A 21,793-nucleotide genomic window follows, 5' to 3' on the forward strand; every position below is an offset into this window, starting at 1 on the left:
CACCCTGGCACGACGACGAGGAGGTCGAGCGTGGCCGCGCCGAGCACCGACCACGTGAGCGACATCGCCGAGGTCCGCCCACCAGAGGGCCACCGCGCGCTCGTCGCCGACCTGCGCGAGCGGCTCGCCCTCGCGCGGCTCGGGGGGCCGGAGCGCTCGCGGGCGCGCCACGTCGAGCGCGGCAAGATGCTGCCGCGCGACCGGGTCGACGCCCTGCTCGACCCGTCGAGCCCGTTCCTCGAGCTCTCCCCGCTGGCCGCCACCGGGATGTACGGCGACGCCGCCCCGGGCGCCGGGATCATCACCGGCATCGGGCGCATCGCCGGGCGCGAGTGCGTCGTCGTCGCCAACGACGCCACCGTCAAGGGCGGCACCTACTACCCGATGACGGTGAAGAAGCACCTGCGCGCGCAGGAGGTGGCGCTGCACAACCGCCTGCCGTGCGTCTACCTCGTCGACTCCGGCGGCGCGTTCCTCCCCGAGCAGGACCAGGTCTTCCCCGACCGGGAGCACTTCGGCCGCATCTTCTACAACCAGGCGACGATGTCCGGGCTCGGCATCCCGCAGATCGCCGCGGTGATGGGCAGCTGCACCGCGGGCGGCGCGTACGTGCCGGCGATGAGCGACGAGGCGATCATCGTCCGCGACCAGGGCACGATCTTCCTCGGCGGCCCGCCACTGGTGAAGGCGGCGACGGGCGAGGAGGTCACCGCCGAGGAGCTCGGCGGCGGCGTCCTGCACGCGCGCACCTCCGGCGTCGTCGACCACCTCGCCGACGACGACGCCCACGCGCTGTCGATGGTGCGCGACATCGTCGACACGCTGGGCCCGCGCGTCCCGCCGCCGTGGGAGCGCCGCCCCACCGTCGAGCCGGAGCACGACCCGGCCGAGCTCTACGACGTCGTCCCCGTCGACGGGCGCACCGCCTACGACGTGCACGAGGTGATCACGCGCCTGGTCGATGGCGGTGTCGGATCCTCTGGGCGATTCACCCCGTTCAAGCCCGACTACGGCACCACGCTCGTCACCGGGTTCGCGCGCCTGCACGGGCACCCGGTCGGCATCGTCGCCAACAACGGCGTGCTCTTCCGCGAGTCGGCGCTCAAGGGCGCGCACTTCGTCGAGCTCTGCGACCAGCGCGGCATCCCGCTGGTCTTCCTGCAGAACATCACCGGCTTCATGGTCGGCCGCGAGTACGAGGCGGGCGGCATCGCCAAGGACGGCGCCAAGATGGTCACCGCCGTCGCCACCACCCGCGTGCCCAAGCTGACCGTCGTCATCGGCGGCTCCTACGGCGCCGGCAACTACGCGATGAGCGGGCGGGCCTACTCGCCGCGCTTCCTGTGGATGTGGCCCAACGCGCGGATCAGCGTCATGGGCGCCGAGCAGGCCGCGACGGTGCTCGGTTCCGTGGGCTCGTCGGACGCCGAGGGCGGCCAGGGGGAGCGCATCAGAGAGCAGTACGAGCGCCAGGGCCACCCGTACTACTCCACCGCGCGCCTGTGGGACGACGGCGTCATCGACCCGGCCGACACCCGCACCGTGCTCGGCCTCGCGCTCTCGGCCTGCGCCAACGCCCCCCTCGACCCGCCGCGCTTCGGCGTCTTCCGGATGTGAGCCCTGCGATGACTGCTCCGGTGTTCTCGAGTGTGCTGATCGCCAACCGCGGCGAGATCGCCGTGCGCATCACCCGCACACTGCACGCGCGGGGCCTGCGCGCCGTCGCGGTGTACACCGACCCCGACGCGGGCGCCCCGCACGTCGCGGCCGCCGACGTCGCCGTGCGCGTGCCCGACTACCTCGACGGCGCCGCGATCGTCGAGGCCGGCCGCGCGGCCGGCGCGCAGGCCGTGCACCCCGGCTACGGCTTCCTCGCCGAGAACGCGGCCTTCGCCCGCCGGGTCGCCGACGCCGGCCTGACCTGGATCGGCCCGCCGCCCGCGGCCATCGAGGCGATGGGCGACAAGATCCGCGCCAAGGCGACGGTCGGGCCGGCCGGGGTGCCGCTGGTGCCCGGATCCGACGGCTCGGGGCTGGACGACGCCCAGGTCGCGGCCGCCGCGCGGGAGATCGGCTTCCCGGTGCTGCTCAAGCCCAGCGCGGGCGGGGGCGGCAAGGGCATGCACGTGGTCACCCGCGACGCCGACCTCGAGGACGCGATCGCCGCGGCCCGGCGCGAGGCCCGCGGCAGCTTCGGCGACGACACGCTGCTCGTCGAGCGCTACGTCACCGACCCCCGCCACGTCGAGATCCAGGTGCTCGCCGACGCCCACGGCACCGTCGTGCACCTCGGCGAGCGGGAGTGCTCGCTGCAGCGCCGGCACCAGAAGGTCGTCGAGGAGGCGCCCTCGGCGGTGCTCGACGGGCGGCAGCGCCACGCGATGGGCGAGGCCGCGGTCGAGGCCGCCAAGGCCTGCGGCTACGTCGGCGCGGGCACGGTCGAGTTCGTCACGAACGCCGACGCGAGCGAGTTCTTCTTCCTCGAGATGAACACCCGGCTGCAGGTCGAGCACCCGGTCACCGAGGAGGTCGTGCGCATCCGGGGGCGGCGCCTCGACCTCGTCGCCGAGCAGCTGCGCATCGCCGCCGGCGAGCCGCTGGACTACGACCAGGGCGACATCCGCATCGAGGGCCACGCCGTCGAGGTGCGGCTCTACGCCGAGGACCCGGCCCGCGGCTTCCTGCCCACCGGCGGGACGGTCCTCGACCTGGTGTGGCCCGGCGGAGACGCAGCGCAGCGGAGCTCGACCATCGACGGGGGCGCGCGGGTCGACGCGGGCGTCGCGGTCGGCACCGAGGTCGGGTCCCGCTACGACCCGATGCTCGCCAAGATCATCACCAGCGGCCCGACGCGCGCCGCGGCGCTCGACCGCCTCGACGCCGCGCTCGCCGCCACCACCGTGCTCGGCGTGCGCACCAACCTCGCCTGGCTGCGCACGCTCCTCGCCGACGACGACGTGCGCGCCGGGCGGCTCGACACGGGGCTGATCGGCCGGCTGCCGACGCCGGCGGAGGACCTCCCCGACGACGTCCTCGCCGCCGCGGCGCTGGCCGGGCTGCTCGACCTCGCGGATCGATCAGGCGGGGACGCCCCGTTCGACCGCATCGGCGGCTGGCGCCTCGGCGCCGACCCCGCGCCGGCGCGCTGGCGCCTCGTCCCGGCCGCCGGGGCGAGCGGCGACCCCGTCGACGTCGCCGTCGCGGGGCCGCCCACCGGCGCCACGGTCACCGTCGGAACCGAGGGCACCCCACGCCCGGTCGCCGCCCGCCGCGACGGCGCCGAGCTGGTCCTCGTCCTCGACGGCACCACGCGCCGCTTCCGCACCGCGATGTCCGCGGGCGCCGACGGGGTCCGCTGGCTCGGCCGCGAGGGCGGCGTCTGGGCGCTGCGCGAGCAGGAGCGCCTGCGCGCCGCCCGCACCGCCACCGGCGGCGCGGACGGGCCCCTCACCGCGCCGATGCCCGGCACGGTCACCGCCGTCGAGGTCGCCGAGGGCGACCACGTCACCGCCGGCCAGCGACTCGTCGTCGTCGAGGCCATGAAGATGGAGCACGTCGTGTCGGCGCCGACCGACGGCGTCGTCAAGGACCTGGCCGCGAAGGCCGGCGCCGCCGTCGCCCTCGACGCACCCCTCGTCACCGTCGTGCCCGACCCGGGAGAATGATCATGCAGCTGTCCGACGAGCACGAGGCCCTCCGCGCCACCGTCGAGGACTTCGCGCAGAAGGAGGTCGCGCCGGTCATCGGCGACCTCTACATCCAGGAGAGGTTCCCGTACGACCTGGTCGCGTCGATGGGCGAGATGGGCCTGTTCGGCCTGCCGGTGCCCGAGGAGTACGACGGCATGGGCGGCGACTACGTCGCGCTGTGCGTCGCCCTCGAGGAGCTCGGGCGGGTCGACCAGTCGGTCGCGATCACCCTCGAGGCGGGCGTCTCGCTCGGCATCATGCCGCTGCTGCGGTTCGGGTCCGACGAGCAGAAGCAGCGCTACCTGCCCGACCTCGCCACCGGCCGCCGGCTCGGCGCGTTCGGCCTCACCGAGGCCGGCGGCGGGTCCGACGCGGGCGCCACGCGGACCACCGCGAAGCTCGACGGCGACGGCTGGGTGATCAACGGGTCGAAGTCGTTCATCACCAACTCCGGCACCGACATCACCTCGCTGGTCACCGTCACGGCCGTGACCGACCGCGGGGAGGACGGGAAGAAGGAGATCTCGGCGATCCTCGTCCCGTCCGGGACCGTCGGCTTCACGGTCGCCCCGAGCTACTCGAAGGTCGGCTGGAACGCCTCCGACACCCACGAGCTCGCCTTCGACGACTGCCGGGTGCCCGAGGAGAACCTCGTCGGGCAGCGGGGCCGCGGCTACGCCCAGTTCCTCTCGATCCTCGACGAGGGCCGGGTCGCGATCGCCGCGCTCTCCACCGGCGCCGCGCAGGGCTGCGTCGACGAGTCGGTGCGCTACGCCCGCGAGCGCGAGGCGTTCGGCGCCGCGATCGGGACCTACCAGGGCATCCAGTTCAAGATCGCCGAGATGGAGGCGCGCACCGTCTGCGCCCGCCTGGCGTGGCACGACGCGGCCGCGAAGATGGCGGCCGGGCTGCCGTTCAAGAAGGAGGCGGCGGTCGCGAAGCTCGTGGGCTCCAACGCCGCGATGGACAACGCCCGCGACGCCACCCAGATCTTCGGCGGCTACGGCTTCATGAACGAGTACCCGGTGGCCCGCCACTACCGCGACTCGAAGATCCTGGAGATCGGCGAGGGCACCAGCGAGGTCCAGAAGATCCTCATCGCCCGGCACCTGGGGCTCTGAGCAGTGCACGTTCCCGCAGGGCCAGGAACAGCGGGAACGTGAACGCCACGGCGACCACGAAGCTCAGGACGACGAGGAGCCCGACGACCAGGGGCCGGAAGCCGAGGCGACGGCCCTCGACGACCATCACCACGCAGGCCGCGACGGCCATGACGATGATGTCGACGGCGGCCGAGCTGCTCGCCGGGTTGGCGAACCAGCCGCCGAGGTAGTCGGTGCCACCGGCGGCGACGAACGCCAGGTTGAAGTACCAGGTCCCGACCAGGCCGACCACCGAGAGGACGGCGTAGACGGCGACGAGGACGGGGCTGCCCGTGCGGCGGGACGCGAGCGTGGTCATGACTGGGGCTCCAGGATCCGGTCGGGCGTGACGCGGGGGCGGGTGCCGCCGCGCAGGACGAGCAGGGTGGCCACGCCCGTCGCGGCCGCGAGGGCTGCGCCGGCGACGAGGGTGGTCGCGTCGGGGGCGATGATCGACTGACCGCGCAGCGCCTGCCAGGCCAGCAGCGCGGTCAGGGCGGCCCAGGCGGCCCCGGCGACGCCGACGAGCCGGGCGCGCACGGCGACGTCGCGCAGCACGGGGCGGCGGGCGGCGAGGACGAGCAGGGCCAGGGCGAGCAGCGGCAGGCCCTGCAGCGCGTGCAGTCCGACGAAGTGGGCGATGCGCAGGTCGCCGCCGGTGGTGCTCCAGCCGACCAGCGGCAGGCCCGGCCCGCCGTCGGGCACCCCGATCGCGTGGGCGCCGGCCGTCGTCAACCGGCCGGTCTCCTGCGCCGCCGCGATCTGCGCCCCCGTCGGGCTGGTCATGAGGAAGGCGACGGCCATCCCCAGCAGCGTCACGGCGAGACCGAGGCGCACGGCCCACGCGGTGTCGGGCGCCAGGGTCCGCTCGCGCAGCAGCAGGACGCCGATCCCGGCCGTCGCCACCCAGAGCACGACGATCGTGGTGCCCATGACCGACCACACCGCGGTGTCCAGCGGCGTCGCGACGTTGAAGTGGCTGGCACGGCCGCGCAGCACCTGGCCGACGATGGCGACCATCTCGATCGTGCCCGCCGTCGCGACGACGACGCCGCCGCGGCGGGCCCACCGCCGGGTGCGGGGCGTGCTGACCAGCGAGACCATCCACACGAGGGTGGCGGCGTAGAGGACGAAACTGACGGAGAACTTGAGCGGCTTGGCCCAGATCGGCTGGCCGCCCAGCAGGCGGGGGTCGAGCACGAGCCCCGCCAGGCACACGACCGCGAGCGCGGCCATGGCCACGCCGAACACGGCGAGGGCCCGGGACTGCCGGACCATCGATCGGATAGTGACGCTGTCCATGTATGGAGAGTAGAGCTATCCGAGTTGGTCGTCCAGAGGGGAGAGCGATGCGGATCGGGGAGCTGAGCCGCCGGACCGACGTGAGCGTCGCGTCGATCAAGTACTACCTGCGGGAGGGCCTCCTGGCGCCCGGCGAGCTGACCAGCCCGAACCAGGCGCACTACGACGAGGCCCACGTCCGCCGGCTGCGCCTGATCCGCGCGCTCGTCGACGTCGGGGGCCTCTCGATCGCCGGCGCGCGCGACGTGCTGGCCGCCGTCGACGACGACCAGGTGTCGCTGTACGACGCGCTCGGGCGCGCCCAGGCCGCGGTGATGGCCCGGACCGAGCCCGTCGACGACGACGCCACCGAGCGGGCCGGGAAGGCCGTCGCCGAGATGGTCGAGCGCCGGGGCTGGATCACCTCGGAGAAGAACCCGGGGTGGCGGGCCGCCGTCGACGTGCTCGCCGCGCTCGACCGCCTCGGGGGCGAGCGGGTCGCCGGCCTGCTCGACGTCTACGCCGAGGCCATGGAGGGCGTGGCCGGGCACGAGGTCGAGGCCGTCGTCGACCGGGACGAGCGCGAGCGGTCGGTCGAGCGCGTGGTCACGGGCATCGTGCTCGGCGGCGCCCTCATCACGGCCCTGCGGGGGATGGCCGAGCAGTCGGCGTCCGCGCGGCGGTACGGAGCCGGGGCGGCGCCGGACGCCGGGGCGGTCTAGCGTCGCAGATCATGGCTGCCCGGATCGACTTCCCGTCCCGCATCGGCGTCTGGTGGACCAGCGACACGTGGTCGATCCGGGACGCGCAGCAGGTCGCCCGCGACATCGAGGCGATGGGCTACGGCTCGCTGTTCTACGGCGAGGCCTACGGCAAGGAGACGCTGACCCAGGCGGGCGCGTTCCTCGCCGCCACCGAGCGCCTCGTCGTCGGCACCGGCATCGCCAACATCCACGCCCGCGACCCGATCGCCGCGGAGAGCGGCGGGCGCACCCTGACCGCCCTGCACCCCGGCCGCTTCGTCCTGGGGCTCGGCGTGAGCCACGCGCCGCTCGTCGAGCGCGGGCGGGGCGGCACGTACCAGAAGCCGCTGGCCACGATGCGCGACTACCTGCAGCGCATGGCCGCCGTGCCCGAGCAGGTCGAGCCCGGTGCCGGGCGGCCCGCCCGCCTCGTCGCGGCGCTCGGCCCGAAGATGATCGAGCTCGCCGGCGCCGAGACCGACGGCGTGCACCCCTACCTCGTCACGCCGGAGCAGACGCGCGTCACCCGCGAGGCGCTCGGGCCCGACAAGTGGGTCGTCTCGGAGCAGGCGGTGGCCGTCGGGGGCGACGAGGAGGACGCCATGCGCCGCGCCCACACCCACCTCGAGATCTACTCGGGGCTGCCGAACTACCGGAACTCCTGGCTGCGCCAGGGCTTCGAGGAGTCCGACATGCCGCGCGGGGGCTCGGACCGGCTCAAGAAGGCGCTGGTCGGGATGGGCGACCTGGACACCATCGCCGCCTCGGTGACCGCCCACCTCGACGCGGGCGCGGACCACGTGCTGGTCCAGGCGCTGGGAGGCGGGGCGGGCGGGGGTGTCGCCGCCGACCCCCGTCCGGCGCTGCGGGAGCTGGCGGGCGCCCTCGGCTTGTGAGCAGTTGCCACGCCTATGGGCGTGGCAACTACTCACGGAGGTCGGTGCGGATCGGGTGGCCCGGGGGCACCTCGACGAGCACGATCGCGCGGCCGTCGGGGTCGGCGATCCAGCACTCGTCGAGGCCCCACGGCTCGCGGCGGGGCTCGCGGATCGGCGTGACGCCGCGCTCGCCGAGCTCGGCCACCGCGTCCGGCAGCGAGCGCACCTGCAGCCACAGCGCGTCTCCCTCGGGTCGAGCTCCGCTGCGCTGCGTCTCCCCGTCGCCCGTGGTCACCGCGCCGGCCCGGGAGAGCTCGAGGTAGCCGGTGCCGAGGAAGAACACCACGCCGCCGGGGAACTCCCGTGCCACCGCGAGACCGAGCGTCTCGGCGTAGAAGCGCCGCGAGACCTCCCAGTCGCGCGGGCGTACGAGGATGCGGCTCGACAGGATCTCCACGCTCGTCCCTCCGTCGGGGGTCACGATTGGCCGGTCGGGCACCGGGAAACTCGCAGGGGTGAGTTCTCCCGAGCCCGACCCCCGGCGCTGGCGTGCCCTCGCGGTCTGCCTCATCGCCGGGTTCATGACGCTGCTCGACGTCAGCATCGTCAACGTCGCCCTCCCGTCCATGCAGCGGGGGATCGGCGCGTCGGCGGCGGAGCTCTCCTGGGTCGTCTCGGGCTACGCGCTGACGTTCGGACTGGTGCTCGTCGCGTCCGGGCGCCTCGGCGACGACCGCGGCCGCAAGAAGATGTTCCTCATCTCGCTGGCGCTGTTCACGCTGACCAGCGCCGCGGCCGGGCTGGCGCCGGACGCGACCTGGCTCGTGGTGTTCCGGCTGCTGCAGGGCGCGGCGGGCGGGATGCTGAACCCGCAGGTCATCGGCTTCATCCAGCAGCTCTTCCAGGGCCGCGAGCGGGGCCGCGCGTTCGGGCTGTTCGGCGCCGCGATCGGCATCTCGACGGCCATCGGCCCGTTGCTCGGCGGGCTGCTGCTCGAGTGGGGCGGCGAGACCGACGGCTGGCGCTGGGTCTTCTACGTCAACGTGCCGATCGGCATCGCCGCCCTCGTCCTCGGCGCGCGGCTGCTGCCGCGCGACACCGCGGCGGCGGAGGAGAAGCGGCCGCTCGACACGGTCGGGGCGGTGCTGCTCGGCGGGGCGGTGGTCTCGCTCATGGTCCCGCTGGTGCTCTCCGAGCGGGACCCGGCGAGCGCGCCGTGGTGGCTCGTGGGCGTCGCCGCGGTCCTGCTCGTGGTGTTCGTGCTCTGGGAGCGCCGGGCCCGCCGGACGCACGGCCACCCGCTGGTGAACTTCGCGCTGCTGCGCACCCGCAGCTACGCCCTGGGCACCTCGCTCGGCCTGCTCTACTTCGCGGGCTTCACCGCGATCTTCTTCGTCGTCACGCTCTTCCTGCAGAACGGGCGCGGCTACACCCCGCTCGAGGCCGGCCTCGCGCTGACGCCGTTCGCGCTCGGCTCGGCGGTGTCGTCGGCCATCGGCGGGCGGCTGGTGTCGCGCCTGGGCAAGCCGCTGGTCGTCGGCGGGCTCGTCGCGGTCGCGGTCGGGCTGCTCGCCGTCGACGTCGTCCTGCGCCTCGACCCGCAGCAGCTCGGCTGGGCCATCGCCGGGCCGCTGCTGCTCGCCGGCGTCGGCAGCGGCCTCGTCATCGCGCCGAACCAGACGCTCGCGCTCGAGGAGGTCCCGGCCCGCGAGGGCGGCACCGCGGCCGGCGTCCTGCAGACGGGCCAGCGCGTGGGCTCGGCGATCGGCATCTCCGCGGTCGGCGCGGTGTTCTTCGGCCAGCTCTCGGCGACGGGCGGGGACTGGGCCCTGGCCATCAGTCGCGGGCTCGTCGGCGCGGTCGCGTTCGTGGTGCTCGCGCTTCTGCTGGGGATCGTCGACCTGCTGCTGGGGCGGCGGCGGGACAGGGCGGACGCCGAGCAGCAGGAGGCCGCACCGGTCGCGCACGTCCCGCACGTCGACGGCGACGGCCACGGCTCCGGGGACGCGGACGGCCACCCCGGGGGCGACCGCGCTCCCGCCCTGCGCGGGCGGGTCACCGACGGCGAGGGCGGTGCGCTGCCGGGCGCCACGGTCACGCTCGTCGGCGACGGCCGGGAGGCCGCGGTCGCCACCACCGACGACGAGGGTGCCTTCCGCCTCGACCCCGGGGCCGCGGGCACGTTCCAGCTGGTCGCGCGCGCCGACGGCCACCGTCCCGAGGTCGAGTGGGTCGCGGTGCCGGCGTCCGGCGAGGTCGTGCGGGACGTCGTGCTGGGCGCCCCGGAGCGCTCCACGGCGGGTTGAGAACCCGGTACCGCGGGTATCTGACTCCGTGCGAGGCGCCCAGCAGCGGCGCGCCCGGGAGGAGGCCTCATGTCGACGGAGAAGAAGACCGACAACAAGATCCAGGAGTACAAGGGCAAGGTCAAGGAGTCGGTGGGCAAGGCCGTCGGCAACGAGAGCCTCGAGGCCGAGGGCAAGAAGGACCAGACCGCGGGCAGCCTCAAGAACGCCGGCGAGAAGGTCAAGGACGCCTTCCGCGACTGACGCCAGTGGCGCCGCCGCCGTCCCCCGGAGTGCTCGGAGTGCTCGGAGTGCTCGGAGTGCTCAGAGCCTCTTGAGGGGCGGCGGCGCGACGCCGTCGTCGCCCGACAGCGACGCCTGCGCCGGCGAGCGGGCCAGCACGACCACCCCGCCGAGCGCGAGCACCAGCCCCAGCACGAACCACGGGACCCCGCCCGGCCGCACGGCGTCGCCCAGCGCGACGAGCCCGAGCAGGCCGGGCGCGAGGGTCTCCGTCACGGCGAGCACCGCCACCACCGGGCCGACCGCCCCGCGCCCCAGCGCCACCGTGTACAGCGCGAGCCCCAGGGCGGCGAACCCGAGCAGCGTCCAGACCACCGGGTCGGTCACCGCAGTCCGCGCCATCTCCTCGAGCGGGCCCTGCAGGTCGACCATCCGCACGGCCACCGCCGTCCCGCCGAAGGCGAGCCCGGCGAGGAACGACAGGAGCATCGCGCGCCGGCTGCGGATCGCCACCGGCACCGACACGACCAGCAGCACCCCGAACGTCGCCACCAGCGCGACGACGCCCGCGGTCGACGTCGTCACCCGGTCGTCGGTGATGCTCGCGCTGGCCACCAGCAGCGCCAGCCCGACGAGGTTCGCGAGGGCGGCGGCGAGGTCGATCCGGCGCAGCGGGGTGTCGAAGACCCAGTGCGAGGCCACGACCGTGATCGCGACCTGGCCGGTCACGATCGCCTGTACCGCCACGATCGGCATGAACCGCAGCGCGAGGACGGTGAGCACCCAGCCGCCGATGTCGAGCGCCAGGCCGCCGAGGTACATGGGGTGCAGCACCACGGTCGCCGGGCGGCTGGCACGTCGGGCCGCGCTCGCCTCGAGCAGCGCGGCGCCGGCGTTGGCGCCCGCCGCGGCCAGGGCGGCGAGCAGCCCCAGGAGGAGCACGCACCCAGTCTGCCTTGGGATGATCGGGCCGGGCAGCGTCGCCGTCGGCGCGTCGCGTCCGCCGGAGGAGGTCACGTGGCCCTCGACGCCACCGCCGTGTCGCTGATCGTGCTCGGCCTGCTGCTCGGTGGAGCGGTGCTCGCCGACCGCCTCGCGGGCGGCGCGCTGGCCGCCGTCCCGGGCGCGCTGCGCGACCTCGCCGTCGTCGCCGTGCTCGTCGTGGCCGCGGGCCTGGTGTTCACCCTGGTCGCGACGGACGAGGCGCTCGCGGCCGCCGACGGCCCGGTGCTCGGGTGGGTCCTCGGCGTCCGCACGTCCGGCCTGACCACGGCCGCCGAGGTGGTGTCGCTGGTCGGCGGCACGGTCGGCACCGGGGGGCTCGCGGTGGTGTCGGCCGTCGTGCTCTTCGCGCGGGGGATGCGCCGCACCGCGGTGATCTGGGTGGTCGGCGTCGCCGTCGGGGCCCTGACGATCCGGCTGGTGAAGCTCGCCGTCGAGCGCCCGCGCCCGCCGGAGGTGTCCCGGCTCGCCGAGGAGACGACGGCGTCGCTGCCGTCCGGGCACGCCCTGATGTCGGCGCTCGGGCTGGGGCTCGCGGCCGCCGCGGTGATCGCGCTGGCCGTCGGGACGCCGCACGAGCGCCTCGTGCGTGGGCTCGCGCTCGCGCTGGCGGTCCTCGGCGCGCTGGTGATCGGCGCGAGCCGGGTGTACCTGGGGGTGCACTGGACCACCGACGTCCTCGCCGGCTGGCTGCTCGGCTCCGCCCTGGCCCTGACGTGCGTCACCCTCGCCCGCGTCCTCGACGCCCGCGACCGGCTCGGCGACGGCCGAGACACGTCGGCGACGTTGTCTCAGCCTGCCGAGTGACGCCCGCGGACGCGTCGGACGGACGGGCGGACACGTACCGACGCCCGATTGCTCCGTCCGAGATGATCTGCCTAGGCTTGCCTCGTCTGCGCGGGTGAACGAGGTGAGCCGTGGTTGCCGTACCGCTGCTCGTGCTGGGCTCCCGGTTCGCCGGGCTGACCACGGCCCTCTTCCTCGCCCACCAGGGCTTCCCCGTCCACGTCCTCGAGCGCGACCGCCCGGAGGACGTCGACCGCGGCCTGGCGGTCCTGACGCCCGCGGCGCTCCGCGAGCTCGCGGCGCTCGGGCTCGCCGACCGGCTCGCCGTGCAGGCCTGGGAACCGCGCCGCCTCGTGCACGCCGACGCCGACTCCGGCGCGGTGCTGCGGGTGACCGAGCTCGGCCCGGTGGTGCGTGCCCGCTTCGGGCGGCCGTACCTCCTGGCGCCTCACGCCGCCCTGCGCGCGCTGCTGGTGGCGGCCTGCCGGGCCGACGAGATGGTCACGGTGACCTACGGGCGCAGCGCGGTGTCCGTCGAGGACCTCGGCGACGCCGTCCTCGTCACCGACGACACGGGCGCGCACTACCGCGCCGAGGCCGTCGTCGGGGCCGACGGGCCGGGCAGCCCGGTGCGGCCGCACCTCGGCGGCGGGCACGTGCTGTCCAGCCCGTACCTCGTGCACCGCGGGTCGGGGCCCGCCCCGCCGGACGACGTGCTGCGGCTGTGGTCCTCGCCGACGCTGCACGTCACGCAGTCGGCGGTGGGCTCGGGGGGCGAGGTCTCGGTGACCGTGCGGGTCGACGCCCTCGAGGACATGCACCGCGACGGGGTCGCCGCCGTGGTCCGCCGGCTGCTGGCACGCGCGGCGCCGGAGGTCCGCGAGGCCGTGGGCGACGCCGTCGTCACCGGGCCGTCGCGGGTGCACCGCCACCACGCCCCGCTCGAGCGCGGCGCCCGGCACCGGCTCACCGCCGTCGGCGGGGCGGCGCAGCCGATGCTGCCGCACACGGCGCAGTCGGTGGCGCTGGAGATCGCCGACGCCGCGACGCTCGGGCGCGCCTTCGACCACGCCGACGGGCGGATCGTGCCCGCGCTGGAGGAGTACGCCGCCGTCCGGGCCGCGCCCCGCGCCGCGGTCGCCCGCCGCGCCGCCGACTTCGCGACCCTCTGCCACGCCGACGGCCTCGTCCGCCGGATGCGCGACCGGCTGTGGCGCACGGCGGGCATCGACGCGACCGCCGCCGTCGTCGACGCCGCCGGCGGCCCGGTCGGCGGCGGCCCGGTCGGCGGCGGGCCGCCCGGCTCCGACGGCGACGGGCACCGGCCGGGCCTCGTCGTGAGCCCGGCGACGGAGCCGGACACCCTCGGCCCGCCGACCGGCCCCGGTCCGCGGGGCCCCGCGGGGCCCATCGCCGGCTGAGGCCATGGCGGCTGAGGCCCACCGCCGGGTGGGGCCGGGCAGGATGCCTGCTCGTGACCTCTGCCGCGCTGACCCCCGACACCGTCGTCGTCAACGGGATCCGGCTGCACCACCGCGTCGGCGGCTCGGGCCCGCCGGTCGTGCTGCTGCACGGGTGGCCGCAGACGGGGCACTGCTGGCGCCACGTCGCCGGCCCGCTCGCGGCGGACCACACCGTGATCGTCCCGGACCTGCGCGGCTACGGCGCCAGCGACAAGCCCACCACCGGCATGGACAAGCGCACGATGGCGTCGGACATCTCGGCGCTGGTGCGGGCGCTCGGCCACGAGCGGGTCGCGGTCGTCGGGCACGACCGCGGCGGACGCGTCGCGCACCGCTGGGCGCTGGACCGGCCCGAGGAGGTCACGCGGCTCGCCGTCCTCGACATCGCGCCGACGCGGGCGACGTGGCAGCGCATGGACGCCGCGCTCGGCGCGAAGTACTGGCACTGGCTCTTCCACCTCCAGCCCGACCTGCCCGAGCGCCTCGCCGGCGCCGACGTCGAGGGCTACCTGCGGTACTTCCTCGAGAAGTGGACCTACGCCCGCGAAGGCCTCGAGCCCGCGGCGATCGCGGAGTACGTGCGCGCGTTCTCGCAGCCCGGGGCGCTGCGGTGCGGGTTCGACGACTACCGCGCCGACGCCGTCGACTCGGGCCACGACGAGGAGGACCACGCCGCGGGGCGGCGGGTGACCCAGCCGCTGCTCGCGCTCTGGGGCGCCGAGGGCGTCATGGGGCAGACGCTGCCGATGCTCGACCTGTGGCGCGAGTACGCCGACGACGTCCGCGGTCGGGCGATCGAGCGGTGCGCGCACTTCGTGCCCGAGGAGCGCCCCGACGAGGTCGTCGAGGAGTTGCGGACCTTCCTCGCGGAGGCAGGATGGCGGGAGTGAGCAGCCCCCTGAAGGTCGAGGCCGATCCCGAGGAGCTGGGCTTCGACCCGGCCCGTCTGACCCGCATCGACGACCACTTCTCCCGCTACGTGGACGACGGCAAGCTGCCCGGGTGGCACATCGTCGTGGCCCGTGACGGGAAGGTCGTGCACTCGTCGACGGCCGGGCAGCGCGACGCCGAGGCCGGCCTGCCGGTCACCGACGACACGCGCTGGCGGATCTACTCGATGACCAAGCCGATCACCTCGGTGGCGGCGCTCATGCTGTGGGAGCGGGGGGCGTTCGAGCTCACCGACCCGATCAGCCGGTGGCTGCCCGAGTTCGCGGCACCGAAGGTCTACGTCAAGGGGTCGTCGGGCAAGCCGCTGCTCGAGACGGCCACCGAGCCCATCCGTGTCTGGCACCTGCTGACCCACACCGCCGGCCTGACGTACGGCTTCCACCACGCGCACCCCGTCGACGAGCTCTACCGGGCGGCGGGCTTCGAGTGGTCCGCCCCGCGAGATCGCGACCTCGCCGGCATGGTCGAGACCTGGGCGGGCCTGCCGCTGGTGCACCAGCCGGGCGCGGAGTGGAACTACAGCCACGCCACCGACGTGCTGGGCCGGCTGATCGAGGTCGTGTCGGGACGGTCGCTGGACACGTTCCTCGCCGAGGAGATCCTCGATCCCCTCGGCATGACGGGCACCGGGTTCGCCGTCGACGACGCCGAGCGCCTGGCCCAGCTCTACGTCCAGAACCCCGCCACGGGTCGCTTCCTGACCGCCGAGGCCGCCGGTCTGGGTGCGCTGGCCCGCGAGGTCCTGGAGCCCACGTGGCTCGGCGGCGGGGGCGGGCTCGTCTCCACGGCGGCGGACTACCACCGCTTCACGCAGATGCTGCTCGGCCGCGGCGAGGTGGACGGTGTCCGCCTGCTCGGCAGCCGCACCGTCGACTACATGGGCCGCAACCACCTGCCCGGCGGCCTGGACCTCGAGCAGGTCGGGCGGCCGCTGTTCGCCGAGATGCCGTTCGACGGGGTGGGCTTCGGCCTCGGCGTCGCCGTGGTGACCGACCCGGTGCGCTACCGCACGCCGACCAGCGTCGGCGAGATGTCGTGGGGCGGCGCGGCGAGCACCGCGTTCTGGGTGGACCCCGTCGAGCGGGTCACCGCGATGTTCTTCACCCAGCTGCTGCCCTCGAGCGCCCACCCGATCCGGACACAGCTGCGGGGGCTCGTCTACCAGGCCCTCGTCGACTGATCGCTGAGAGCCTCTCAGCCACCCCCCGTACGGCGGCGTGCGCGGTCGGGAGTCATGGGGCCTCGCCGTGACCGTCCCGGCCCTGGACGGTCGCTCTGCGCAGCCGAATGCGGGCGAAGCGGGCGGAGCGAGATCGCCGGGCCCGTCACTCGGGAAGGGGGCTGCATCGTCGCGGGCGGCTGGGTAGCGTCGTCGCGACTCGGACGAGGGACGCCGACGGGCACGGACCGTGACCGGAGACGTCCCCGGATCGGGTCATCCCGCCGCGTGAGGTGTGGCAGCGGGTCGGGACCAGGCGGCCACCGGGAGCCAGCAGATGAACGCGACGTCAGGACCTCGCCGACGACCGAACGGACCCCATCCGGAGCGGACGGCGGCCGACGAGCCGTCGGTGCCCGCGCAGCGCACCGCGGCCGACGTGTACGGGGTCACCGACGAGCAGGTGCACCGTGCGCGCATCGCCGTCGCCCGCAACTCGCTCGACTCCGACGACTGCCGGGAGCTGCTGGACATGCTCGGGCTCATCGGGGAGGGCGGAGATCCTCCGCCGGTGCGGCGGTGACACGGTAGATCGTCCGAGGCTGGACGAATACCGCGTGGGCGCCCGTCGGTGAAAGCGCCGACCGCTACCGTGACCGCCGATGTCCGACACCGCTGATCCTCCGCGGCCCCCGACCGGGGTCCGCGGCGACGCGCCGCGCCAGGCGCGGGCGGTGGCGACGCGTGGCGCCATCCTCGCCGCCGCCGCCGAGGAGTTCGCCTCCGGCTCGTACCACGAGGCCTCGCTGTCGCGGATCCTCGAGCGGAGCAAGGTCACGAAGGGTGCGCTGTACTTCCACTTCGTCTCCAAGGAGAGCATCGCGCTCGCCGTGGTCGACGAGATGGAGGTGCGGTGCCGCGCCATGGTCGAGCGGGCCGACGCGCTCGGCCTCGACCCGCTGCGCACGGCCGCCCAGATCGCGCGCGAGATGCAGGACGCCCTCGACGGCCCCGTGCTGCGCGCCGGCCAGCGGCTGTGCACGGAAGGGTTCGCCGGTCCGCAGCGGCCGGGGTGGCCCTTCCGTTTCTGGGAGGAGACGTTCACCGGCCTCTTCGAGCGGGCGGCCGCGGCGGAGCTCCTGCTGCCGTCGGTCGACCCGTCGTCGCTGGCCCGCACCATGGTCGACATGTCCGGCGGGGCCTTCGCCGCCTCGCTCGCGATCACCGAGCTCACCGACCTCGCCCAGCGCGTCTGCGAGAACTGGGAGCTGGTGCTGGGCGCGACGGCGGTGCCCGCGTGGCTCGCCGCGTGGCGCGCCGACGGGGGCATGCGGGCGGTGCTCGGACCCCACGTCGTGCTCGGGGTCGCCGAGGGCAGGGGGTGGGTGCCGGGGGTCTGAGACCCGTCGCCTATGATTGGCTCGCTCCCAACGGGTACGCCGTTGGCGGGTAAGGTCCTCAGCCAGAGGGTCGCGCCCCCATCGTTCAGCGGCCTAGGACTCCGCCCTTTCAAGGCGGCAACGCGGGTTCGAATCCCGTTGGGGGTACGGTGGTACCGCAAGATTCAAGGCCCAGTGGCGCAGTTGGTTAGCGCGTCGCCCTGTCACGGCGAAGGTCGCGGGTTCGAGTCCCGTCTGGGTCGCTCTCCGGTCGAGGTGGTCCCTCGGCCGTCCGGCCAGGTAGCTCAGTTGGTACGAGCGATCGCCTGAAAAGCGATAGGTCGGCGGTTCGACCCCGCCCCTGGCCACCTCTGGCCCCCGTCAGCGACGATCAGCCCGTGACGGGCGCCTACTGGATCAACACCTTCCGCGAGATCCGCGACGAGGCCAAGCTCGACCGGTACGTCGCGCTCGCCGGACCTGCGATGCGCGCCGCGGGGGGTCGCTTCCTGGCGCGGGGCTACCCGGCCGCGGCGTTCGAGAGCGGCACGACCGAGCGCACCACCCTCATCGCCTTCGACAGCGTCGAGGCAGCCGTCGCGGCCTACGAGAGCGACGCGTACCAGGAGGCCCTCCGCGCGCTCGGGGACGGCGCGGAGCGGGACATCAGGATCATCGAGGGGCTGCCGGACTGACTCCTAGAACGGCGGCGGGTCGCCGTCGGTAGCGATCGTGACGGCGCCGGCGGGGGCGGGTGCGGGCCTCGGGTGGCCGCTCGTGCGACGGATGAAGCGCCGGCGCCAGTCGAGGTCGTCGGCGGCCTCGGTCTCGGGGTCATGGGCGTCGCCGGGCCCGAAGCCGTCGTCGGGCAGGGGACGGGGGCCCGGTCCGGGGCGCGGCTGGACGAGCGGCTCGAGCATGCGCTTCGGGTAGGTCGTGTGGTGCACGCCGGCGCGGGTGCGGAACCGGAAGCGGCCCGGGCGCGGCTGGTGGACCCGCCAACCGCCCCGGTGCTTGGCGCGGTGGTGGTGCCTGCAGAAGACGCCGAGGTTGCGCTCCGCGGTGGGGCCGCCCAACGCCCAATCCCTGGTGTGGTCGATGTCGGCGCGCCGGGCGGGGCGGTAGCAGCCCGGGACGACGCAGTGGCGGTCGCGGACGCGGACCCAGCGTTCGATCTCCGCGCGGGGGCGTCGCCGCGCGTGATCGGCGGCCGTCTCGGCGGGCGGCCGGCCGCGGTGCGGGCCGAGCTCGCGGAGGCGGAGCTGGAGCTCGGTGAGCAGCGCGGTCCAGGGCGGGTGATCGGCGGGACGCAGCGCAGCGAGCAGCGTCGTCGGGACCTGGAGCTCGACGATCGCGCTGCACCCCTGCCCCCGGGGTCGCTGCTCGCGGCCGCGGGGGCGTGATGGTCGTCGTCGGGCGAGCAGGAGGTTCTGGAGGCGGCCGTCGTCGTCGGTGAGGACGATGCGCCACTCACCGGTGCGGTACCGGTCGAGCAGCGTGCGGGCGTGGTGGGCCAGCACGGTGCCGTAGCCGGGGACGGTGGCGGGGCTGCCGTCGAGGCCGAGGGCGGTGGAGAGGCGGAGCCGGAGCTCCGAGGTGCCGGTGCGGGGGCGGCCCGGACGGTGGTCGGGACCGGCGAGAGTCGGCGGCTCGAACGGCTCGAACGGCTCGAACGGCTCGGGCGGCTTGCCGGACCCCCGCTCCTCGGCGGCGGGCCGCCCGGGCTGGTCGGGGAGGCCGGGATGGTCCAGGACCCCCTGGTCGTCGTCGGGCTGCGCGTCCCCGCCCGCGTCCGGGTCCGGCGGTCCGTCGCCCGGACCGTCGCCGGACTCGTCGCCCGGGCCGTCGCCCGGGCCGTCGTCAGGTCCGTCGTCCGGCCTGCGGTCGGGGCCACCGTCGGGGCCACCGTCGGGGCCACCGTCGGGGCCGTGTTCGGGGCCGCCATCCGGTCCGCCGTCGTCGCTCGGTCCGTCGCCGGGTCCGTCCTCGGGCCGGTCCTGCTGGTGGTACTCCGAGGCCAGGAGGAGCGCGACCTGGTGGTCGGTCATGCCCTCCACCGATCCGTCGAGCAGCCGCCCGGCGACCTCCGCGCGCAGTGAGCCGATCGGCGTCAGCACCCCGAGCCCGCGGACGAGGGCGGCGACCGCGTCGCATCGGTCGCGCATCGCCAGCCCGCGGGGCGCGGCGACGTCGCAGACCGAGAACGTGGCCGTGCCCGTCGGGTTCGGCGAGAGGATCACCCGCGCGTTCTTCTCGGCCCGGGCGGCGCGGCGGGCCGCCCAGTCGGGGTCGAGCTCGGTGGCGGTCTTCTCGATGCGCCGGATGAGCTCGGCCGGCGGGAGGGTCGGCGCCTCGGGGAGCAGGACCCGGGCGACGTGGCGGGCGTGGTCGTCGCACAGGTCGCGCGTCCACTCGCACAGCCGGGCGGCCTTGTGCTCGTCGATGACGCCGTGCCAGAGCGCGTCGCCGACGTCGGGGAGGCGATCGCGCAGGTCGTCGGCGAGGTCGAGCTTCCGGGCGACCATGGTGCGCCCCAGGGCCAGCACCGCGGCGACCTCGTCGCCCGAGAACTCGTCGAGGTCGGCGCGCCGCTCGACCCGGTCGGCCTGCGCGCGGCCGAGGTGGTGCATCGCGTCGAGCAACCGGGCCGTGCCGCGGTTCTGCACCCGGGCACAGCCGCGCAGGTAGGCGGCCAGGTCCTCCCCGGTGAGCACCGCCGGCGACAGCCGGTCGAGGGCGGCGACCAGCTCCGCGCCCGGCGCGAGCGCGTCCAGCTCGGCGGCCACGTCGGGCCCCACGTGCTGGTCGATGCTCATGGGATGACGGTAGATCCGACCACCGACAACGCCGGGCGCTCGAGGCCTGGTCGGGCCCGGCGACGACGTCACGGTCCGGTCACGATCGGGGGCCCGCCGCGCGGAGGAGCACGACGACCACAGCGCCGTGCCGCCGAGCGCCGTCGGCCCGATCAGCCTCCGTCGCCGGGGACCTCCGACCCTCGCGGCTCCCGGCGGCGCCGCCGGAGGGTGGGTGCGTGGTCGTCCGTCTCCTCTGGATCCCCGTCGGCGCCGGCGGGCACGTGGTGCGGCACACGAGCCGCTGGTGGGAGCGGCTCACGGCCGCCCGCGGGCACCGGGCTGCGCGGCCGCTCGTCCACGGCGTGCTCGAGGTCGTCCTGGACGGCTCCACGTGGATCCTCGAGATGGCCCCGGCGTGGGGCGGCCCGCGGGCCGTCGACCGCGGCGTGGTGCGGACCGGCCCGGTCGGGCTCGCGCTCCTCGGACGGTCGCGGTGGTTCCGCTACGAGGTGCGTCGCTGGCGCGACGGCGTCCTGCCCGACCGTCGCTGGGCCGTGGGGGACCCGGTCGTCGTGAGCCGTGACGACGCCACCGCCCGCGCGCTGCTCCGCCACCTCGAGGAGGTGCCGGCGCTGACCTGGGGTCGCGCGGTCGGCGCGACCGGCGACATGTGGAACTCCAACTCCCTGGTCTCCTGGCTGCTCGCCGTGTCCGGTGTCCCCACCGCGGAGCTGCGACCCCCGGGCGGCGCGCGGGCCCCTGGCTGGGACGCCGGGCTCGCGGTCGCCGACCGCTCGGCCCGCCTCCCGCGCCGGACGGCGAGGGCCACGACCGCCGACGACATCACCCAGGCCGGCCGGTAACGCCGTCACCCGATCGAGCGACGTCCCGCGCGACGTCGGTCGCGGCAGGGGGGTTCGGCATGGAGTGGGTTCTCGCGGTGGCGGTCTTCGCGGTGGTCTCGGTCCTGGTGATCGGCCTACCGCTCTACCTGGCGATGCGGTCCTGGTCCGGGCGCGCCGACCGCAAGGCCGCCGAGGCCCGCCGCCGCGCCTCCGCCCACCCGCAGGCGCCGACGAACGGGAAGCGGCGCGTCCTCCAGCCCTGACGGGGCCTCGAGCCCCGACCGGGCCTCAGCCCGTGACGAGCCGGAGATCGTCGACGCCGTGCTCGCGGGCGTAGTCGAGCATCTTCGCCAGGTCGCTGACCCCGTTGCTCGCGGGCAGCGGCGCGAACTGCAGGGTCGAGAGCACCCCGAGCGCCCGGCCGTCCGCCGAGAGGAACGCGCTGCCCGAGTCGCCGGGGATGCCCGGGGTCACGGTGAGCACGTCGTGGCTCCAGCCGTCGCCCTGCGTGCCGGCGACCGTCCCGATCTTCGGGCTGAGCAGCGTCACACCGCCGCGCAGCTCGGAGTTCCCGTAGCTGCGCACCACCTCGCCGGCGCCCGCCCCGTCGGTGTCGACCCCGGTCGGGCCGCCGAAGAACGGCACCGCGCCGGACGCACCGGCCGCGTCCGCGGGGTCGAGCCGCACCAGCGCGAAGTCGTTGTAGGCGCAGGCGTCGGGGTCGGTCTCGCCGGCCTCCTGCATGGCGAGCCACGAGTTGTAGACGAGCGTCCCGGGCCGCGTCGCACCGCCGATCTCGACCTCGGTGCCGAGCGGCAGCGAGCCCGCCGTGCAGCCGTCGACCTCGGTCGCGCCGCCGGTGCCCGAGCAGTGCGCGGCCTGGCCGAGGTAGGTCGCCGACCCGTCGGTGAACAGGAAGTTGGCGGTGCACTGCGCCCCGTCGGTGCGGGTCTGCACGCCGGGGTGGACGCCGGGGGCGGTGGGCGTGGGGGACGGCGGTGCCGGCGCCGCCGGTGCTGCGACGGCCGTCGCCCCGCCCAGCCACGCGGCCGCGGCGAGCGCCGCCCCGACCGTCAGGGTGGCCGTCGTGCGACGGGTCGTGCGTCCTGCTGCCATGCCTCTGCTCCCCGTCATGCGGCGCTGCGTCAC

The 21,793-nt window shown here is 75.3% G+C and carries 22 protein-coding genes and 3 tRNA genes; 19 read left to right on the plus strand and 6 right to left on the minus strand.

Annotated elements, in window-relative coordinates; translation table 11 throughout:
- The first annotated feature begins 30 nt into the window (after positions 1–30).
- From PGB27_RS10790 to PGB27_RS10800, 3 genes are read left to right on the plus strand one after another with little or no spacing between them, the layout of a single operon-like run.
- On the plus strand, positions 31–1,617 hold the full coding sequence (locus PGB27_RS10790; protein WP_408630042.1) for an acyl-CoA carboxylase subunit beta: 1,587 nt from the start codon (positions 31–33) through the stop codon (positions 1,615–1,617).
- 8 nt (positions 1,618–1,625) lie between these two features.
- The gene (locus PGB27_RS10795; protein ID WP_274200368.1) at positions 1,626–3,665 is read left to right on the plus strand and encodes an ATP-binding protein; all 2,040 of its coding nucleotides are present in this window, start codon (positions 1,626–1,628) and stop codon (positions 3,663–3,665) included.
- On the plus strand, positions 3,662–4,810 hold the full coding sequence (locus PGB27_RS10800; RefSeq protein ID WP_274200369.1) for an acyl-CoA dehydrogenase family protein: 1,149 nt from the start codon (positions 3,662–3,664) through the stop codon (positions 4,808–4,810). The genes PGB27_RS10795 and PGB27_RS10800 overlap by 4 nt, the downstream gene beginning before the upstream one ends.
- Here the strand turns inward: PGB27_RS10800 and PGB27_RS10805 are convergent.
- Positions 4,785–5,150, minus strand: coding sequence for a DUF2834 domain-containing protein (locus PGB27_RS10805; RefSeq protein WP_274200370.1), 366 nt, complete (start codon positions 5,148–5,150; stop codon positions 4,785–4,787). The two genes, PGB27_RS10800 and PGB27_RS10805, sit on opposite strands and share 26 nt — an antisense overlap.
- Positions 5,147–6,109, minus strand: coding sequence for a hypothetical protein (locus PGB27_RS10810; RefSeq protein WP_274200371.1), 963 nt, complete (start codon positions 6,107–6,109; stop codon positions 5,147–5,149). The genes PGB27_RS10805 and PGB27_RS10810 overlap by 4 nt, the downstream gene beginning before the upstream one ends.
- A 71-nt stretch (positions 6,110–6,180) precedes the next feature.
- Here PGB27_RS10810 and PGB27_RS10815 point away from each other — a divergent pair, with 71 nt between their 5' ends.
- Together PGB27_RS10815 and PGB27_RS10820 are read left to right on the plus strand one after the other, a co-directional pair.
- On the plus strand, positions 6,181–6,834 hold the full coding sequence (locus PGB27_RS10815) for a MerR family transcriptional regulator (RefSeq protein WP_274200372.1): 654 nt from the start codon (positions 6,181–6,183) through the stop codon (positions 6,832–6,834).
- Between the two features lie 11 nt (positions 6,835–6,845).
- Positions 6,846–7,751 (plus strand): LLM class F420-dependent oxidoreductase, encoded by a 906-nt coding sequence (locus PGB27_RS10820; RefSeq protein ID WP_274200373.1) that lies wholly within the window; start codon positions 6,846–6,848, stop codon positions 7,749–7,751.
- Positions 7,752–7,779: 28 nt separating this feature from the next.
- Here PGB27_RS10820 and PGB27_RS10825 read toward each other — a convergent pair whose 3' ends face one another.
- Positions 7,780–8,190, minus strand: a complete 411-nt coding sequence (locus PGB27_RS10825; protein WP_274200374.1) for a VOC family protein — start codon at positions 8,188–8,190, stop codon at positions 7,780–7,782.
- Positions 8,191–8,248: 58 nt separating this feature from the next.
- On the opposite strand from PGB27_RS10825, the gene PGB27_RS10830 reads away from it, so the two are divergent.
- A complete protein-coding gene (locus PGB27_RS10830) occupies positions 8,249–10,039 on the plus strand; it encodes an MFS transporter (protein WP_274200375.1) in 1,791 nt (596 codons plus the stop codon).
- A 69-nt stretch (positions 10,040–10,108) separates the two neighbouring features.
- Positions 10,109–10,282, plus strand: a complete 174-nt coding sequence (locus PGB27_RS10835) for a CsbD family protein (RefSeq protein WP_274200376.1) — start codon at positions 10,109–10,111, stop codon at positions 10,280–10,282.
- 60 nt (positions 10,283–10,342) lie between these two features.
- Here PGB27_RS10835 and PGB27_RS10840 read toward each other — a convergent pair whose 3' ends face one another.
- On the minus strand, positions 10,343–11,203 hold the full coding sequence (locus PGB27_RS10840; protein ID WP_274200377.1) for a hypothetical protein: 861 nt from the start codon (positions 11,201–11,203) through the stop codon (positions 10,343–10,345).
- Between the two features lie 75 nt (positions 11,204–11,278).
- Between PGB27_RS10840 and PGB27_RS10845 the strand changes: the two genes are divergently transcribed.
- The 10 genes from PGB27_RS10845 to PGB27_RS10890 all read left to right on the plus strand — a co-directional run bounded on the left by PGB27_RS10845 (position 11,279) and on the right by PGB27_RS10890 (position 17,696).
- A complete protein-coding gene (locus PGB27_RS10845; RefSeq protein WP_274200378.1) occupies positions 11,279–12,070 on the plus strand; it encodes a phosphatase PAP2 family protein in 792 nt (263 codons plus the stop codon).
- Positions 12,071–12,180: 110 nt separating this feature from the next.
- Positions 12,181–13,470: an FAD-dependent monooxygenase gene (locus PGB27_RS10850; RefSeq protein ID WP_274200379.1), complete on the plus strand. Its 1,290-nt coding sequence runs from the start codon at positions 12,181–12,183 to the stop codon at positions 13,468–13,470.
- A 53-nt stretch (positions 13,471–13,523) separates the two neighbouring features.
- On the plus strand, positions 13,524–14,402 hold the full coding sequence (locus PGB27_RS10855) for an alpha/beta fold hydrolase (protein WP_274200380.1): 879 nt from the start codon (positions 13,524–13,526) through the stop codon (positions 14,400–14,402).
- Positions 14,390–15,643: a serine hydrolase domain-containing protein gene (locus PGB27_RS10860; protein WP_274200381.1), complete on the plus strand. Its 1,254-nt coding sequence runs from the start codon at positions 14,390–14,392 to the stop codon at positions 15,641–15,643. The genes PGB27_RS10855 and PGB27_RS10860 overlap by 13 nt, the downstream gene beginning before the upstream one ends.
- A gap of 391 nt (positions 15,644–16,034) precedes the next feature.
- A complete protein-coding gene (locus PGB27_RS10865; RefSeq protein ID WP_274200382.1) occupies positions 16,035–16,205 on the plus strand; it encodes a hypothetical protein in 171 nt (56 codons plus the stop codon).
- A 79-nt stretch (positions 16,206–16,284) separates the two neighbouring features.
- Positions 16,285–17,022, plus strand: coding sequence for a TetR/AcrR family transcriptional regulator (locus PGB27_RS10870; RefSeq protein ID WP_274200383.1), 738 nt, complete (start codon positions 16,285–16,287; stop codon positions 17,020–17,022).
- A gap of 74 nt (positions 17,023–17,096) precedes the next feature.
- Positions 17,097–17,169: transfer RNA gene (locus PGB27_RS10875), tRNA-Glu, on the plus strand.
- Positions 17,170–17,190: 21 nt separating this feature from the next.
- Positions 17,191–17,264: transfer RNA gene (locus PGB27_RS10880), tRNA-Asp, on the plus strand.
- A 31-nt stretch (positions 17,265–17,295) separates the two neighbouring features.
- Positions 17,296–17,369, plus strand: a tRNA-Phe gene (locus PGB27_RS10885).
- Positions 17,370–17,399: 30 nt separating this feature from the next.
- Complete coding sequence (locus PGB27_RS10890; protein WP_274200384.1) at positions 17,400–17,696, plus strand: DUF1330 domain-containing protein; 297 nt, start codon at positions 17,400–17,402, stop codon at positions 17,694–17,696.
- A gap of 3 nt (positions 17,697–17,699) precedes the next feature.
- On the opposite strand, the gene PGB27_RS10895 is transcribed toward PGB27_RS10890, so the two are convergent.
- The gene (locus PGB27_RS10895; RefSeq protein WP_274200385.1) at positions 17,700–19,817 is read right to left on the minus strand and encodes an HNH endonuclease signature motif containing protein; all 2,118 of its coding nucleotides are present in this window, start codon (positions 19,815–19,817) and stop codon (positions 17,700–17,702) included.
- A 218-nt stretch (positions 19,818–20,035) separates the two neighbouring features.
- Between PGB27_RS10895 and PGB27_RS10900 the strand changes: the two genes are divergently transcribed.
- Entirely contained in the window at positions 20,036–20,662 is a 627-nt protein-coding gene (locus PGB27_RS10900) for a hypothetical protein (RefSeq protein WP_274200386.1), read from the plus strand.
- 59 nt (positions 20,663–20,721) lie between these two features.
- Positions 20,722–20,907 carry a hypothetical protein gene (locus PGB27_RS10905; protein WP_274200387.1) on the plus strand — a complete coding sequence of 62 codons (186 nt, stop codon included), beginning with the start codon at positions 20,722–20,724 and terminating at the stop codon, positions 20,905–20,907.
- A 25-nt stretch (positions 20,908–20,932) separates the two neighbouring features.
- Here the strand turns inward: PGB27_RS10905 and PGB27_RS10910 are convergent, their stop codons facing one another.
- The gene (locus PGB27_RS10910; RefSeq protein WP_274200388.1) at positions 20,933–21,760 is read right to left on the minus strand and encodes a serine protease family protein; all 828 of its coding nucleotides are present in this window, start codon (positions 21,758–21,760) and stop codon (positions 20,933–20,935) included.
- Positions 21,761–21,793 lie beyond the last annotated feature (33 nt).

Origin of the sequence: Actinomycetospora lemnae (assembly GCF_028737315.1) — a bacterium.
GTDB lineage: Bacteria > Actinomycetota > Actinomycetes > Mycobacteriales > Pseudonocardiaceae > Actinomycetospora > Actinomycetospora lemnae.

Excerpts from the sequence above, each read along its gene's own strand:
- PGB27_RS10795 (WP_274200368.1), top strand. The coding sequence starts at position 1,626 with ATGACTGCTCCGGTGTTCTCGAGTGTGCTGATCGCCAACCGCGGCGAG.
- PGB27_RS10800 (WP_274200369.1), top strand. The coding sequence starts at position 3,662 with ATGATCATGCAGCTGTCCGACGAGCACGAGGCCCTCCGCGCCACCGTC.
- PGB27_RS10805 (WP_274200370.1), bottom strand. The coding sequence starts at position 5,150 with ATGACCACGCTCGCGTCCCGCCGCACGGGCAGCCCCGTCCTCGTCGCC.
- PGB27_RS10810 (WP_274200371.1), bottom strand. The coding sequence starts at position 6,109 with ATGGTCCGGCAGTCCCGGGCCCTCGCCGTGTTCGGCGTGGCCATGGCC.
- PGB27_RS10815 (WP_274200372.1), top strand. The coding sequence starts at position 6,181 with ATGCGGATCGGGGAGCTGAGCCGCCGGACCGACGTGAGCGTCGCGTCG.
- PGB27_RS10820 (WP_274200373.1), top strand. The coding sequence starts at position 6,846 with ATGGCTGCCCGGATCGACTTCCCGTCCCGCATCGGCGTCTGGTGGACC.
- PGB27_RS10835 (WP_274200376.1), top strand. The coding sequence starts at position 10,109 with ATGTCGACGGAGAAGAAGACCGACAACAAGATCCAGGAGTACAAGGGC.
- PGB27_RS10860 (WP_274200381.1), top strand. The coding sequence starts at position 14,390 with ATGGCGGGAGTGAGCAGCCCCCTGAAGGTCGAGGCCGATCCCGAGGAG.
- PGB27_RS10870 (WP_274200383.1), top strand. The coding sequence starts at position 16,285 with ATGTCCGACACCGCTGATCCTCCGCGGCCCCCGACCGGGGTCCGCGGC.
- PGB27_RS10895 (WP_274200385.1), bottom strand. The coding sequence starts at position 19,817 with ATGAGCATCGACCAGCACGTGGGGCCCGACGTGGCCGCCGAGCTGGAC.
- PGB27_RS10905 (WP_274200387.1), top strand. The coding sequence starts at position 20,722 with ATGGAGTGGGTTCTCGCGGTGGCGGTCTTCGCGGTGGTCTCGGTCCTG.
- PGB27_RS10910 (WP_274200388.1), bottom strand. The coding sequence starts at position 21,760 with ATGGCAGCAGGACGCACGACCCGTCGCACGACGGCCACCCTGACGGTC.